The organism is Paenarthrobacter nitroguajacolicus (assembly GCF_029952445.1).
GTDB classification, from domain to species: Bacteria; Actinomycetota; Actinomycetes; order Actinomycetales; family Micrococcaceae; genus Arthrobacter; species Arthrobacter nitroguajacolicus_B.
Map to the genome: position 1 here is coordinate 70,432 of NZ_JAQPPK010000025.1, position 13,263 is coordinate 83,694.

Sequence of the window (13,263 nt, forward strand, 5' to 3'; positions counted from 1 at the left end):
GCACTTTCCTTAGTGGTGGTCTGCCGGCGTCCCGGCTACTTCTGATGGGCGGTGCTGCTGGCTGGGTACCCCGGGCACAGGCTCCGTGGGTAGTCCCTGGCCCGTGGCCCGGATGGCATCCTGGACGTGTCCGGCGAGGGCTTCACGGATTTCCGCTGCCGCCCTGTCCATTGAAACACGCCCCGGTTCGCCCTTCCGGCGCTTCACCGTGATGGGTTCGCCGAAGCTCACATGAAGCTTTCGGCGCAGTTTGGGGATATGGTCGCGGTGCTCGTCGCCCTGGCGGGTTCCGAGGATGGCGACCGGGATGACTGTTGCTCCGGAGTTGATGGCGAGCCAGGCAACTCCGTTGCTGATGTTTTCGGCGTTGCCGCTCCCCCGGGTTCCTTCAGGAAGAATCCCGACGCAACGGCCGTCGTCGAGCAGTTGCTTGCCGATGTGCAGTGCGGTGCGGTCGCCGGTCCGGTCCACCGGAATCTGTCCGGAGCCCCGCAGGACTTTGCCCAGGAAACCTTTGAACATCTCTTTCTTGACCAGTATGTGCATGGGGCGCGGCGAAGCGCCGAACATCACTGGCCCGTCCAGGAAGCTGATGTGGTTTGCTGCGAAAACCACCGGCCCGGCCGCGGGAACATTGCTTTTCCCTGACACCACAGTCCGGTAGAGGACATGGTCCAGGAACCAGCCCACCGGGCGGCTCCACAGTCGCGTCCATGCTGGAGGCAGCTGATTCCTAGTCGCCATAGATGACCTTGCTGACGATCGCCAACGCGGTATCGACGGTTTCCTCAAAATTGAGGTCGGAAGAATCAAGCGTCACAACGCCGTCGGCCGCCTGGGTGAAGTTCACCACCGTGGAGTCCTTGGCGTCACGCTGGATCACCTGGGCAGCGAGCTGCTCCTTGGTCTGCGTGCCGCCCAGCTGGATTCCACGACGCCGGAGCCTTGCTTCCTCGCTGGCGGTCAGGAGCATGCGGACCTCTGCATTTGGAACGACGACGGTGGTAATGTCGCGTCCTTCCACCACCATGCGGTGGTGGTGCTGGCCGATCAGCTCGCGCTGCCTGCGGATCAGTTCAGTCCGTGCGCCGAGGGTGGTGGCCACGGCACTGACGGAGGAGGAAATCAGCGGTTCACGGATCTCGTCGGTGATGTCGGTGCCATCGACGGCGACGTACTCCTTGGAGGTGCTGGTGCTGACCTCCAACGGCATGGTTTTGGAGGCATGCTCAACAGCGGCGCCGTCGTGCAGGTCCACGCCTGTCTTCAGGCAGTACCAGGTCAGGGCGCGGTACATGGCACCCGTGTCCAGGTAGGCCAGCTTCAGGCGCCTGGCAACTTCCTTGCTGACACTTGATTTTCCGGATCCGGATGGGCCATCGATCGCAATAACCAAGGGTTTGCCGGGCCGGGCAACCGTTTCGGGACCAAAGAATTCACGTGTCATTACTGGAGTACCCGCCATCCACGGTCAGTCAAAGCTTCAACAAGGAGGTCGTGCTTGCTGGGAAGCACGGAAAGCTCCACCATGCCCACGTTCTGTCCCGACGAATGGTCGAGCCTGAGGTCTTCAAGGTTCACGCCGATCTCGCCAATCTCCGTCAGGAGCCGGGCGATCTGGCCGGGCTTGTCATCCACCAGGATGGTGAGCCACGAATACGCCTGCGGTGGGCCGCCGTGCTTGCCAGGAATACGGGCCTGGCCCGCATTGCCCTCGCTGATCAGCTGGGCAAGGTCGAGCCTTGCCCCCGGTGCCGACGGAGCTTCCAACGTACCGATCAGCCGGTTCAGGTCCTCACGGACACCATGAAGGATGGACACCACTTTGTCTGCGTTGCCTCCCAGGATCTGCACCCACAGGGTCGGATCGCTGGCAGCGATCCGGGTAGTGTCCCGGAGCCCGTTCCCCGCCAAAGAAAGGGCGTGCAAGGGCGTACCCTGAAGCCGGCTGGCCAGCAGGGAAGACATGATCTGCGGCAAATGCGAGACCAAGGCAACAGCTTCATCGTGCTCGTCCGCGCTGAACTGGGAAACAATCGCTCCCAGATCGCCGGCCAGTGCACGCGCAACCTGCACGGCCCCGGGTGAGGTCTCCTCCGACGGGCAAACGACCCACGGCATGGAGGTGAAGAGTTCGCCCCTGGCCGCAACGGGCCCGGACTTCTCACGACCAGCCATGGGGTGCGTCCCAACGTAGCGGGAGAGATCCACGCCGCGTTCGCGCAGCTGCGCCAGGATTGTTGCCTTGACGCTGGCGATGTCCACCACGACGGCGGACGCGTAGTCCGACAAAGCTTTCTGAACGACGTCGGCCGTTACGTCAGGCGGGGCAGCAACAACTACCAGCTGGGGTTCTTCGCCCAGCTCCGGCAAGGGCCTACCCGCCCCGATGTCCACGGCAACCGCTTGGTTGGTGGGAGAAGGATCGAATAGGAAGACCGGGACTCCGCGCCCGCGCAGCCCGAGGCCAATGCTGGCGCCCAGCAGGCCTGTACCGAGAACGACGACCGGGCCATCAAGATGGCCCCGGCCGTGCGTACCGAATGCCGACATGCCCTAGAGCCCCACAGATGCCAGGAGGTGTCCGACTTCCTGCCTGCCGAGGTTGCGGATGCTTCCCTGGCGCTGGTCACCCAGGCCAATGGGGCCAACCTTGACGCGGACAAGCCGTTCAACCGGGAAACCGACGGCGTCGAACATGCGGCGCACAATGCGGTTCTTTCCGGAGTGGAGGACAACCTCGATCAGGACGTGCCCAGGGGTGGAGTCCACCAGGCGGAAGGAGTCCACGGCTGCAACGCCGTCTTCAAGCTCAACGCCGCTCTTCAGCTTGGCGCCGACACCCTGCGGGAATGGTCCACGCACCTGTACCAGGTACGTCTTGGGTACCTCGTAGGAAGGGTGCGTCAAGCGGTTGGCGAGCTCGCCGTCGTTCGTCAGCAGCAGCAGCCCCTCGGTGGCGACATCCAGGCGGCCGACGTGGAACAGGCGTTCGCCCTTGTTCTTGCTGTTCTTCAGGAAGTCGCTGATGCAGGGCCGGCCCTCGGGGTCTTCCATGGTGGAAACAACGCCCTTGGGCTTGTTGAAAACCATGTAGACCAGGGTGTCATCGAGCTGGATGCGGATTCCGTCAACGTGGATCACTGCGGACGTGGGGTCCACGCGCATTCCGAGTTCGGTGGTGACCACGCCGTCAACTTCAACGCGTCCTTCGAGGATCATTTCCTCGCAGACACGGCGTGATGCGACGCCGGCCTGGGCCATGACCTTCTGCAGGCGTACGCCGTCGACGTCGTGAAGGTCCGACTGAGGGACCTCCTGGCGTGGCCCGCGGTTGCGGCCCGGCTTGCGTACGGGACCAAGGTTCTGGCCGAAACGCTCACTGCCGAAGGCCTTGGAACCGAACTGCTTGGATTGTTTTGGCTTGGGCTTCAAGGCGCCGGGCGTGCCGGGAGCCTTGCCGAAGCCGGGCTTGTTTGAGCCGGGCTTGCGGAACGGCTTTGCCGACCTGGCGGCCTGGCCGCGGTCGAAGTCGCCCGCCGTTGTGGGGTTGTCGGGATCGAAGGGAGCAGCTTCGCGAGGCTTCGAAGCTTTGAAGGGGCGTCCCTCCCCCTGGGTGAAGTTGCGCTTGCCTGCGCCGGCACTGCCGCCGCGGCCGGAGAAGCCGCCTGCGTTGGAGCGGCCTGCGCCGCCCTTGGCCTCATTGCGTCCGGAGCTGTTGCGTCCCGAACCGTTACGTGGTGAACTCTGGCGTCCCGCCTGTGTCATGACCCGTCCTTGTGTAGTAATGGCCGGCAATCCGTGCTGCAATCAACACTAGCCAGCCGGGCAGACATCGTCTGCCCCTTGTCGCTATGCACCTTATTAAGGTGCCCTAAATCAGTATGAAGTTGTTTCGCATGGCCGGCAGGAGCCCATGGCTACATCCGGCTTGCGTCGTAGTACTCCTCGATACCTTCCAGGCCTGGAAGGTGCGGCGAGAGCTGTGGCAATTCCGCCACCGATCCAATGCCCATCCGTTCCAGGAAATACGAGGTTGTCCGATACAGCACAGCCCCGGATTCGGGATCCGTTCCGGAGTCCTCGATCAAACCCCTCTGGGTGAGGGTCCTGACCACAGAATCGACATTGACACCGCGAATGGCGGAAACCCGGGCCCTGGAGACCGGTTGCCTGTAAGCAATGACCGCCAGTGTTTCAAGCGCTGCCTGAGTAAGCCTGGTGGTCTGCCCTTCGAGGACGAACCTGCCCACGATGTCGGCAAAATCCGACCGTGAATAGATCCGCCACCCACCGGCGACGTTCCGCAATTCAAAACCCCGGGGTGCAGTGCTGGCAACGGCAAAGCCGACAGCATCCACGTCCGGGGCTTTAACAGTATAGCCGCTATACTCCCGCTGCAGGTCCTCCAGCAAATCCTCGACGACGGCGACCGTTACGTTAAGGCCCGCGGCCAGCTCTTCGGAAGTGGCCGGCTGGTCAATGACCATGAGGACGGCTTCCAGCGCAGCCCGGGCGCCACCGGGCAGCTCCTCAAGTTCCGCCAGGCCGTCCTGGTCCACTTCTTGTTCAGTCATCATCGCTCGCCTCATATTCTTCGCTCAGGCTGGAGCTGTCCCACTCCGCGTCGTCGCCGGTCCAGCGAACCATCAGTTCGCCCAACGGTTCGGGCTGTTCGAAGGCAATTACCCTGTCACGGAACATCTCCAGCAGGGCCAGGAAACGTGCCACCACCACCAGGGTGGTGTCTGCGTCGGCAATCAGGGTTTGGAAGGACAGGGGCGCTCCAAGTTTGAGGCGGTGCCCCAATATTCCAGCCTGTTCCTTGACACTTACAGGCGGAGCATGGAGGTGGCCCAAGCCAACTTCTTCAGGGGCCTCGTCCTTGGGCTTGAGCGCCTTAGCCGCCAGTTCCCCGAATTGCTCCGGCGTATGCCGCCAGACGAGCTCAGGGAGCAATGCAGCAAAATGCGCTTCCAGGGCCACTTGCCGCGGGTACCTCCGGGCTTCCTGCTCCAGGGTTTCGCCCATGATCCCGGCCATTTGCTTGAAGGCCTTGTACTGCAGGAGGCGTGCGAACAACAAGTCCCTTGCCTCAAGGAGGGCGATGTCCTCGGCGTCCTCTACCTCTCCTGCGGGCAGAAGACGTGCCGCCTTGAGGTCAAGCAGCGTTGCAGCGATCACCAGGAACTCGCTGGCCTCATCCAGCGCCCAATCCTCGCCCAGTTCCTGCAGGCGGCGGATGTACTTGATGAACTCATCGGTGACGGTAGCCAACGCTACTTCGGTGATGTCCAGCTTGTGCTTGGAGATCAGGCCAAGAAGGAGGTCGAAGGGCCCGGTGAAGTTGGCCAGCCGAACCTCAAAGCCGGCCTTCGACGCCTGGGAGGTACCGGCGTCGGGCGTTCCCCCTTCGGCCACCGCTTCCGGAGCCGGGGCAAGTGACGGTGCCACCGTCCGTTACGGCGCGCCGCCGCGCGAGATCAGTTCCTTGGCCAGTCGGCGGTAAGCGTCGGCCCCAATGTGGTTGCCTGCGTAGCTTGTAATGGGCTCAGCGGCCACCGTGGCATCGGCGAACTTGATGGAACGCTTGATGACGGTCTCGAAGACTTTGTCTCCGAAAGCTTCCACCAGGCGGGAGATCACTTCGCGGCTGTGCAGGGTGCGGGCGTCGTACATCGTGGCGAGGACGCCATCCACCTGCAAACGCGGGTTGAGGCGGTCCTGGACTTTTTCAATGGTCTCCACCAGCAGGGCCACGGCACGAAGGGCGAAGAACTCGCAGATCAGCGGAATGATGACACCGTGGGCGGCGGTAAGGGCATTGACGGTCAGCAGGCCCAAGGACGGCTGGCAGTCGATGAGGACGACGTCGTAGTCGTCTTCCACGTTCTTAAGGGCACGGTCCAGGACCTGTTCACGGGCGACCTCATTGACCAACTGAACTTCTGCAGCGGAGAGGTCGATGTTGGCGGGAAGGAGGTCCACGCCTTCCACTCCGGTCTGCTGAATGGCATCGCGGATGTTGACCTTACGGTCCATCAGGACGTTGTAAACGGTGAGGTCAAGTTCGTGCGGGTTGGCACCCAGTCCTGCCGACAAGGCACCCTGGGGGTCGAAGTCCACCAGCAGGACACGCCGGCCGTATTCTGCGAGCGCCGCTGCCAGGTTGATGGTGGACGTCGTTTTACCCACGCCGCCTTTTTGATTGACCATGGCGATGACTCTCGCCGGACCATGGGAGGCAAGCGGGGCGGGTTCCGGGAATTCGCGGTGAGGGCGGCCCGTAGGCCCCATGACGGCGTCTTCCAGATCGAGCTCGGTGCCTTCCAGCGTAGCTGTTCCCCGTTCGATGCTCACGTATCTAACCACTCTTTCGACGACGATCTTCCCTGCCGCTGTACCCCCGGCCGCAGCGCTACTACCCACTTAGGCTACAGGTTCCGACACGGTTATTCGGGGAACTTGACTTTGTCCCCTGTTTGAGCCTTGACCTTCTAGTTGAGGTCGAAGGTTCGGTTTCGGAACTCCATGCGGCAAAAGGAAACGCCGAAGGCCGGCACCTGGGCGGTGCCGGCCTTCAGCCATGGTTTTACTGCTGTGGCGCAGGGGCGGCTAGACCGTTTCCTTGGTGCGGGTTTCGGCCTCCGTCGCTGCCTCTTCATCGCCGTGGGCCATCATTGTCTGCTCGTCGAACGGCTCGCTTCCGGAAAGCACCCGCTCAACCTGGCCGTTATCGATTTCCTTGACCCAGGTACCGATGAGGACGGTGGCCACTGCGTTGCCGGTGAAGTTGGTCAAGGCGCGGGCTTCGGACATGAACCGGTCGATTCCGACGATCATGCCTACCCCGCCCAGGAGTTCAGGCTTGTGTGCCTGGAGGCCGGCGGCGAGGGTAGCCAGTCCGGCACCCGTTACCCCTGCAGCGCCCTTGGAGGCGATGATCATGAAGACCAGCAGGGAGATCTGGGCGCCGAGGTCCAGCGGGGTACCCATGGCGTTGGCGACGAACAGGGAAGCCATGGTCAGGTAGATGGCCGTGCCGTCCAGGTTGAAGGAGTAGCCCGTGGGAACGGTAACGCCAACTACCGGCTTGGAGACGCCCAGGTGTTCCATCTTGGCGATCAGGCGGGGAAGCGCTGCTTCGGAGGAGGACGTCGAGAAGATCAGCAGGTATTCGCGGGCCAGGTACTTCATGAGGCGGAAGATGTTGACGCCGGCGACTGCGCGGAGCAGGGTGCCCAGGATGACCACGATGAACAGGATGCAGGTGATGTAGAACGCGACCATCAGAGTGAACATACTGAGGATTGCCTGCGCGCCGGTTGCGCCAACGACGGCTGCAATGGCACCAAAGGCACCAACGGGTGCGAGCCACATGATCATGATCAGGATCCGGAAGACCAGGCGCTGGCCGTGGCCGATCGCTGTAAGGATGGGCTGGCCCTGCTTGCCCATCTTCTGAAGGGCGAAGCCGACGAGGATGGCTGCCAGAAGGGTGGGCAGGACGGGAATGTCGCCGGGGATGATGCCGAGGAGGAAGTCAACGGTGCTGTCCGTGGCCGCCTTCTTGTTGGGATCGTAGGGGGTCAGCTTCAGGCCTTCGCCGGGGTGGATGAGGTTTCCGACCACCAGGCCGATGGCGAGCGCGAAGGTGGACATCGCCACGAAGTAGCCCAGGGCAAGTCCGCCGACTTTTCCGACCGTTGCGGCCTTGGCTATGGAGCCGATGCCCAGGACGATGGTGCAGAAGATCACCGGGGCGATCATCATCTTGATAAGTTTGATGAAGCCGTCACCCAAGGGCTTGAGCGACTTTCCAACCTCCGGGAACATGAGTCCGACTACAGCGCCGAGCACTACGGCCAGGATGACCGCGATGTACAGGTAGTGCGACTTGTCGAGCCCCCTGCGTCCGCTTTTGGCAGCTACTGCCGACTCTCCTCGTTGAGAGGTCATGGGATTCTCCTTCTGGATACTGTGTAAGGCGCTGCGGTCCTGCACTGATGTCCAATCCGCTGCCCTTGTGTGATATCCATCATTGAGCCGCTGGTGACATACATCACCGTTGCGGTCATATTGGTCATGGAGGTCCTTTTGTTTCACAGCTGGAGCATTGCCCGCCGATTGTTTGTGGCAAACCTGTTGTTCGTCCTGGTGATGACAGCGGTCTTCGGGACCTTCTCCGTGGTGGAGGCCAGGGACAGGGCCTACGACAATGCGGGCGGACGAATGCTGGCCCTTGCCACGTCCATTGCCAACAATCCCCTGGTGCTTCAGGCTGCGGCCACCGCCAACCCGTCGGAGGTCCTGCAGCCCTACGCTTTGGAGGTCATGCACGACGCCGACGCGGATTTCATTACGATCATGGCGCCGGATCGGACGCGGTGGACCCATCCCAGGACCGAGGAGCTGGGCAAGCCTTATATCGGGACCATCGAGCCCGCCCTTCGGGGAGAGACTTTCACGGAGGTCACTGCTGGAACTTTGGGCCCCTCGGTACGCACCATCGCTCCGGTCAGGGCCCCGGACGGTTCCATCAAGGCTCTGGTCGCCGCCGGAGTTACGGTGCGTACCGTGGACACCGATGTTGCTGAACGATTGGGCGTGATTGGTAGCATCGCCTTGGTGGTGTTGGCCTTCGGTTCCTTCGCCGCCTGGCTCCTTGGGCGCTACCTGCGCTCGGTCACCCGTGGTTGGGGTCCGGAACAGCTTGCGCAACTGTTCGCGTACTACGAATCGGTGCTGCACTCGGTACGTGAAGGCGTGATCCTGATCGATACCCGCGGCAAGGCCGTGATGTACAACGACCAGGCAGCGGAGCTGCTGGGGTTGGAGCCGTCCGACGCCGACAGGTCACCGGATGCTGCCCCGAAGCTGGCGGACCTTCCGTTCGACGGCAGCCTGCGGGCGTTATTTGAATCCGGCCGGCCCGCCCACGACGAAATCCATCTCACGGGCTCCCGTATCTTGGTAGTCAACCAAGCGCCGGCCGTTGGACCGGTTCCCGCGCGCAGCCGGCAGAAACCAGCGGTGTACGGGACCGTGGCAACCATCAGGGACCGAACGGAAATCGAGTCCCTGGGCACTGAACTACAGACCATGAAGACCCTCTCTGACGCGCTGCGCGCCCAGACCCATGAACATGCCAACCGCCTCCATATGATCGTCTCCCTGCTGGAGCTGGGCCGGACCCCGCAGGCATTGGATTTTGCCACCAAGGACCTTGAACTCAGCCAGCAGCTCACCGATGACATGGTGGCCTCCGTGGATGAACCGGTGATGAGCGCGCTGGTGATGGGTAAAGCGGCCGAAGCACACGAGCGTGGAGTGGAACTGGTTGTCCGCACGTCAGGCAGCAGCGGTGTCCGCGGCCTTGAGATCCAGGACCTCGTCACCATCCTGGGTAACCTGCTGGACAATGCGATCGATGCCGCGGCGGCCGGCGACTTCCGCCGGCAGGTGGAGTTGGACGTGGATGCTGGCGCTGCCGCCGTCGAATTCACGGTGCGCGACTCGGGAGGCGGCATCAACCCGGACTCAATTGACGACGTATTGCAGTATGGGTTCAGCACGAAGTCCTCCGACGGCGGCCCGCGTGGTGCGCACGGACGTGGCGTTGGTCTGGCACTGGTCCGGCAGGCCGTCCAGCGACTCAACGGTACGATGACCATCAGCAATCCCGGTGGCGCACAGTTCCACGTTGTGCTGCCCGCGCCGGTTCCCGAGGAAGAGAAGGCATGACAGAGATCCGCGTCCTGGTTGTGGAGGACGAGCCGATAGCATCGGATGCCCATTCCATCTATGTTGGCCGCCTTGACGGGTTCACTTTGGTGGGTACTGCACCGGACGGACAATCGGCGCTGCGTATCCTGGGCGAGTTCGCGGCGTCCGGCTCCCCCGTGGACCTGGTCCTGCTGGACATGAACCTTCCGGACCTGCACGGACTGGACGTCGCACGGCGTATGCGTTCCGCAGGGGTCTTTGCCGACATTATCGCGATCACGGCTGTCAGGGAACTGAACATTGTGCGCAGTGCCGTATCCATCGGCGTCGTGCAGTACCTCATCAAGCCGTTCACCTACGCCACTTTCGCTGACAAACTCCGCAGCTACCGGACCTTCCGGGAACAGCTGGCGGGTTCAATGTCCGGAATTTCCAAGGCCGGAGCGTCACAAAGCGACGTGGACCAGGCGTTCGCGAGCCTCCGTGCCCCAACGGAACTGCCGCTGCCCAAGGGTTTGTCCGGTTCCACCCTCGAAGCGGTGAAGGACCTGGTGCGGGCGCGGCAGGAACCTGTTTCCGCGAGCGAAGTCATGGACGCGCTGGGCATGTCCAGGGTTACCGCCCGGAGGTATCTGGAGTATCTGGCCGACGCCGGTACGGTCACCCGGGCGCCGCGGTACGGCACCCCGGGCCGGCCTGAGAACGAGTACGGCTGGAACCGGAGTTAGTCGGTCGCTCCCAGCCGTAAAAATTCCACAGAAGCGTCCCTACAGAGGGAAATGCTCTAACTCCGTGATTTATGGCAGCATGACGCAATGGGAGCATTTCAGCGGTTTCACGCCGGCTACGTTGGGCGGACAGGCGTGGCAGTGGGGGTGTTCGTTGCCGTTGATCATCTCCGGCGGGCAGGAAAGCTCAGCGAACAAGAGATTGTCCTCTACGCCATGACGGATGTGTGGTTTCAGGAGAACCTTCCCAACCCGCCCTTTTACGACGACGGAAACTCCATTGGTGCGGTCACGTGGTTCCGGGACACTAGCGACTCGATGACAGGCCGGTTACAGCCTCTATTATCGATTTTGGATTCAAATGACGTCACATGGCAACGGTCAGTCTCGGATGATCCAGGTCGAATTGTCTACGAGGACCAGTGGCAAATTGGCGTCATCCCGCCGGTACGGATGCCCATGACCCAGCTGTCGTACGCGGGCCCGCTTGGTGCCGACAATTGGTCCGAGGTCAGGAATCAGGTCCTTTCCAGCAATCTGTGACGAGTCTCTGACGTATGTTCGCACCCTCGCTCGTCCTGTATACATTGGACCAGAAAATAACCAAGAATCTAGCGCTGGCGGAGGCTTGTGTATACACTGGGGGCATGCGAGCTGGTGATCGGGCTTACGCGGCCCTTCGTGAGGACATCATGGAATGGCGCCTGCGGCCGGGCACTGTTTTGGCCGAGGTGGAGCAGTCCGAACGCCTCGGGGTCTCGCGCACACCGGTCCGGGAGGCGCTGGGACGACTCACGGCGGAAGGTTTGACGGCGGCGGCGGGGGGCCGCGGCGTCGTCGTGACCGATATTTCGCTGGAGAGCATCGATGAATTGTTCGAACTGCGGGAAACCCTGGAGGTGAGGGCCGCCGCGCTTGCTGCCCAGCGCGGCGAGCCCGGTGTTTTCACTGAGCTGTACCGCCAACTCCTGCGGGCACCGGAGCTGCTGGATGAGAAGGATCCTGCCCGACGCGAGTATTACGCGCTGGTGGGCCGTTTGGATGAGGCCATTGATGCCTCGATCTCGAATTCCTACATGGCCCAGGCCATGCGCGGCCTTCGGGTCCACCTGGTCCGTATCCGCAGGCTGGCTGCCAACGACGCCGAAAGGCTGACCGCCGCAGCGGCCGAGCACGCGGCGATCGCTGAGGCCATCGCCGCGGGCAACCCACGGCTGGCAGAAGCGGCGACCACCTTGCACCTGCACCGCAGTCTCACCCATCTCAAGGCCACGCATCCGGCCGCCACAGCCTCCCACCAGTAATAGGTCCACCGGTAATACGTCCCATCAGAAGGAGCATCATGGTCAAGAACCATCACGTCCGTGTCTACAAGTCCGAAGAGAACCTCCCCCGCGAGGAGCAGTTGGCACACAAGATCGCCGTGGTCGCCGCCGACCCCGTCGAGGTCACCGCCGAGGTCACTGACATGGTGATCAACCGGATCATCGACAACGCCTCCGTAGCCATTGCCTCGCTCAACAGGGCACCGATCGTCGCGGCCCGCGCCCAGGCCCTGACCCACGCACCGTCCGCGAACGGCAAGGGCGCCCGCGTTTTCGGTATCAGCGAGCAGGTCTCCCCCGAGTGGGCTGCGTGGGCCAACGGTGTGGCCGTGCGTGAACTGGACTACCACGACACCTTCCTCGCCGCCGACTACTCCCACCCGGGCGATAACATCCCGCCGATCCTGGCCGTCGCCCAGCACGTCGGCTCCAACGGCAAGGATCTGGTCCGGGCCATCGCCACCGGCTACGAAATCCAGGTGAACCTGGTCAAAGCCATCTGCCTGCACAAGCACAAAATCGACCACGTCGCCCACCTCGGCCCCTCCGCCGCGGCCGGCATCGGCACCCTGCTGGGGTTGGATGTTGAGACGATCTTCCAGTCCGTGGGCCAAGGCCTGCACACCACCACCGCCACCCGGCAGTCCCGCAAAGGCGAAATCTCCACCTGGAAAGCCCACGCCCCGGCCTTCGCCGGCAAAATGGCCGTCGAAGCGGTGGACCGGGCCATGCGCGGACAAACCTCCCCCGTGCCGATCTACGAAGGCGAAGACGGTGTCATCGCCTGGATGCTCGACGGCCCCGACGCCTCCTACGAAGTACCCCTGCCGCTTCCCGGTGAAGCCAAGCGCGCCATCCTGGACACCTACACCAAGGAACACTCCGCCGAATACCAGGCCCAGGCCTGGATCGACCTCGCCCGCAAACTCCACAACGAACACCCCGAAACCACCAACCCGGCCAACGTGGAATCCGTGCTGATCAAGACCAGCCACCACACCCACTACGTCATCGGTTCCGGCGCGAACGACCCCCAGAAATACTCCCCCACCGCGTCCCGGGAAACCCTGGACCACTCCATCCCCTACATCTTCACCGTCGCCCTCCAGGACGGGACCTGGCACCACGTTCACTCCTACGCCCCCGAACGCGCCGCCCGCCCGGACACCGTGGAACTCTGGCACAAAGTCACCACCGTCGAAGACCCCGAATGGACCCGCCGCTACCACTCCCTGGACATCGCAGAAAAAGCCTTCGGCGGCACTGTTGTCATTACACTCACCGATGGGTCGGTCATCACCGACGAGATCGCCGTCGCCGACGCGCACCCCCTCGGGGCCCGGCCCTTCGCCCGGGCACAATACATCACCAAGTTCCGCACCCTCGCCGCCGGGCTCGTCGAGGAGACCGAAATCGAACGGTTCCTCACCGCCGTCGAACGCCTCCCCGAACTCGGCGCAGGCGAACTGGACCAGCTCAACATC

13 protein-coding genes are annotated in these 13,263 nt (G+C 62.9%); 5 read left to right on the forward strand and 8 right to left on the reverse strand.

Annotated features, from left to right (window positions below):
• Positions 1 to 9 precede the first annotated feature (9 nt).
• From PJL15_RS17385 to PJL15_RS17420, 8 genes are all read right to left on the reverse strand, one after another.
• On the reverse strand, positions 10 to 744 hold the full coding sequence (locus PJL15_RS17385) for a lysophospholipid acyltransferase family protein (RefSeq protein WP_281452384.1): 735 nt from the start codon (positions 742 to 744) through the stop codon (positions 10 to 12).
• Positions 734 to 1,447, reverse strand: a complete 714-nt coding sequence (gene cmk / locus PJL15_RS17390; protein ID WP_281452385.1) for a (d)CMP kinase — start codon at positions 1,445 to 1,447, stop codon at positions 734 to 736. The genes PJL15_RS17385 and cmk overlap by 11 nt, the downstream gene beginning before the upstream one ends.
• Complete coding sequence (locus PJL15_RS17395; protein WP_281452386.1) at positions 1,447 to 2,553, reverse strand: prephenate dehydrogenase; 1,107 nt, start codon at positions 2,551 to 2,553, stop codon at positions 1,447 to 1,449. Before PJL15_RS17395 ends, cmk begins: the two co-directional genes overlap by 1 nt.
• 3 nt (positions 2,554 to 2,556) lie before the next feature.
• A complete protein-coding gene (locus PJL15_RS17400; protein ID WP_281452387.1) occupies positions 2,557 to 3,768 on the reverse strand; it encodes a pseudouridine synthase in 1,212 nt (403 codons plus the stop codon).
• 152 nt (positions 3,769 to 3,920) lie between these two features.
• Positions 3,921 to 4,577: an SMC-Scp complex subunit ScpB gene (gene scpB / locus PJL15_RS17405; RefSeq protein WP_281452388.1), complete on the reverse strand. Its 657-nt coding sequence runs from the start codon at positions 4,575 to 4,577 to the stop codon at positions 3,921 to 3,923.
• Positions 4,570 to 5,454, reverse strand: coding sequence for a segregation and condensation protein A (locus PJL15_RS17410; protein ID WP_432443833.1), 885 nt, complete (start codon positions 5,452 to 5,454; stop codon positions 4,570 to 4,572). The genes scpB and PJL15_RS17410 overlap by 8 nt, the downstream gene beginning before the upstream one ends.
• Positions 5,455 to 5,460: 6 nt before the next feature.
• On the reverse strand, positions 5,461 to 6,360 hold the full coding sequence (locus tag PJL15_RS17415) for a ParA family protein (RefSeq protein WP_281452389.1): 900 nt from the start codon (positions 6,358 to 6,360) through the stop codon (positions 5,461 to 5,463).
• 255 nt (positions 6,361 to 6,615) lie between these two features.
• Entirely contained in the window at positions 6,616 to 7,959 is a 1,344-nt protein-coding gene (locus PJL15_RS17420; protein ID WP_281452390.1) for a cation:dicarboxylate symporter family transporter, read from the reverse strand.
• A gap of 138 nt (positions 7,960 to 8,097) precedes the next feature.
• On the opposite strand from PJL15_RS17420, the gene PJL15_RS17425 reads away from it, so the two are divergent.
• From PJL15_RS17425 to PJL15_RS17445, 5 genes are all read left to right on the forward strand, one after another.
• Positions 8,098 to 9,744 (forward strand): sensor histidine kinase, encoded by a 1,647-nt coding sequence (locus PJL15_RS17425; protein ID WP_281452400.1) that lies wholly within the window; start codon positions 8,098 to 8,100, stop codon positions 9,742 to 9,744.
• Positions 9,741 to 10,454, forward strand: a complete 714-nt coding sequence (locus PJL15_RS17430; protein WP_281452391.1) for a response regulator — start codon at positions 9,741 to 9,743, stop codon at positions 10,452 to 10,454. Before PJL15_RS17425 ends, PJL15_RS17430 begins: the two co-directional genes overlap by 4 nt.
• Before the next feature lie 87 nt (positions 10,455 to 10,541).
• A complete protein-coding gene (locus PJL15_RS17435; RefSeq protein WP_281452392.1) occupies positions 10,542 to 10,997 on the forward strand; it encodes a hypothetical protein in 456 nt (151 codons plus the stop codon).
• A gap of 104 nt (positions 10,998 to 11,101) precedes the next feature.
• Positions 11,102 to 11,758: a GntR family transcriptional regulator gene (locus PJL15_RS17440; RefSeq protein ID WP_281452393.1), complete on the forward strand. Its 657-nt coding sequence runs from the start codon at positions 11,102 to 11,104 to the stop codon at positions 11,756 to 11,758.
• 38 nt (positions 11,759 to 11,796) lie between these two features.
• Positions 11,797 to 13,263, forward strand: a 1,467-nt coding sequence (locus PJL15_RS17445; RefSeq protein WP_281452394.1) for an MmgE/PrpD family protein, incomplete at its 3' end; no start/stop codon positions are given.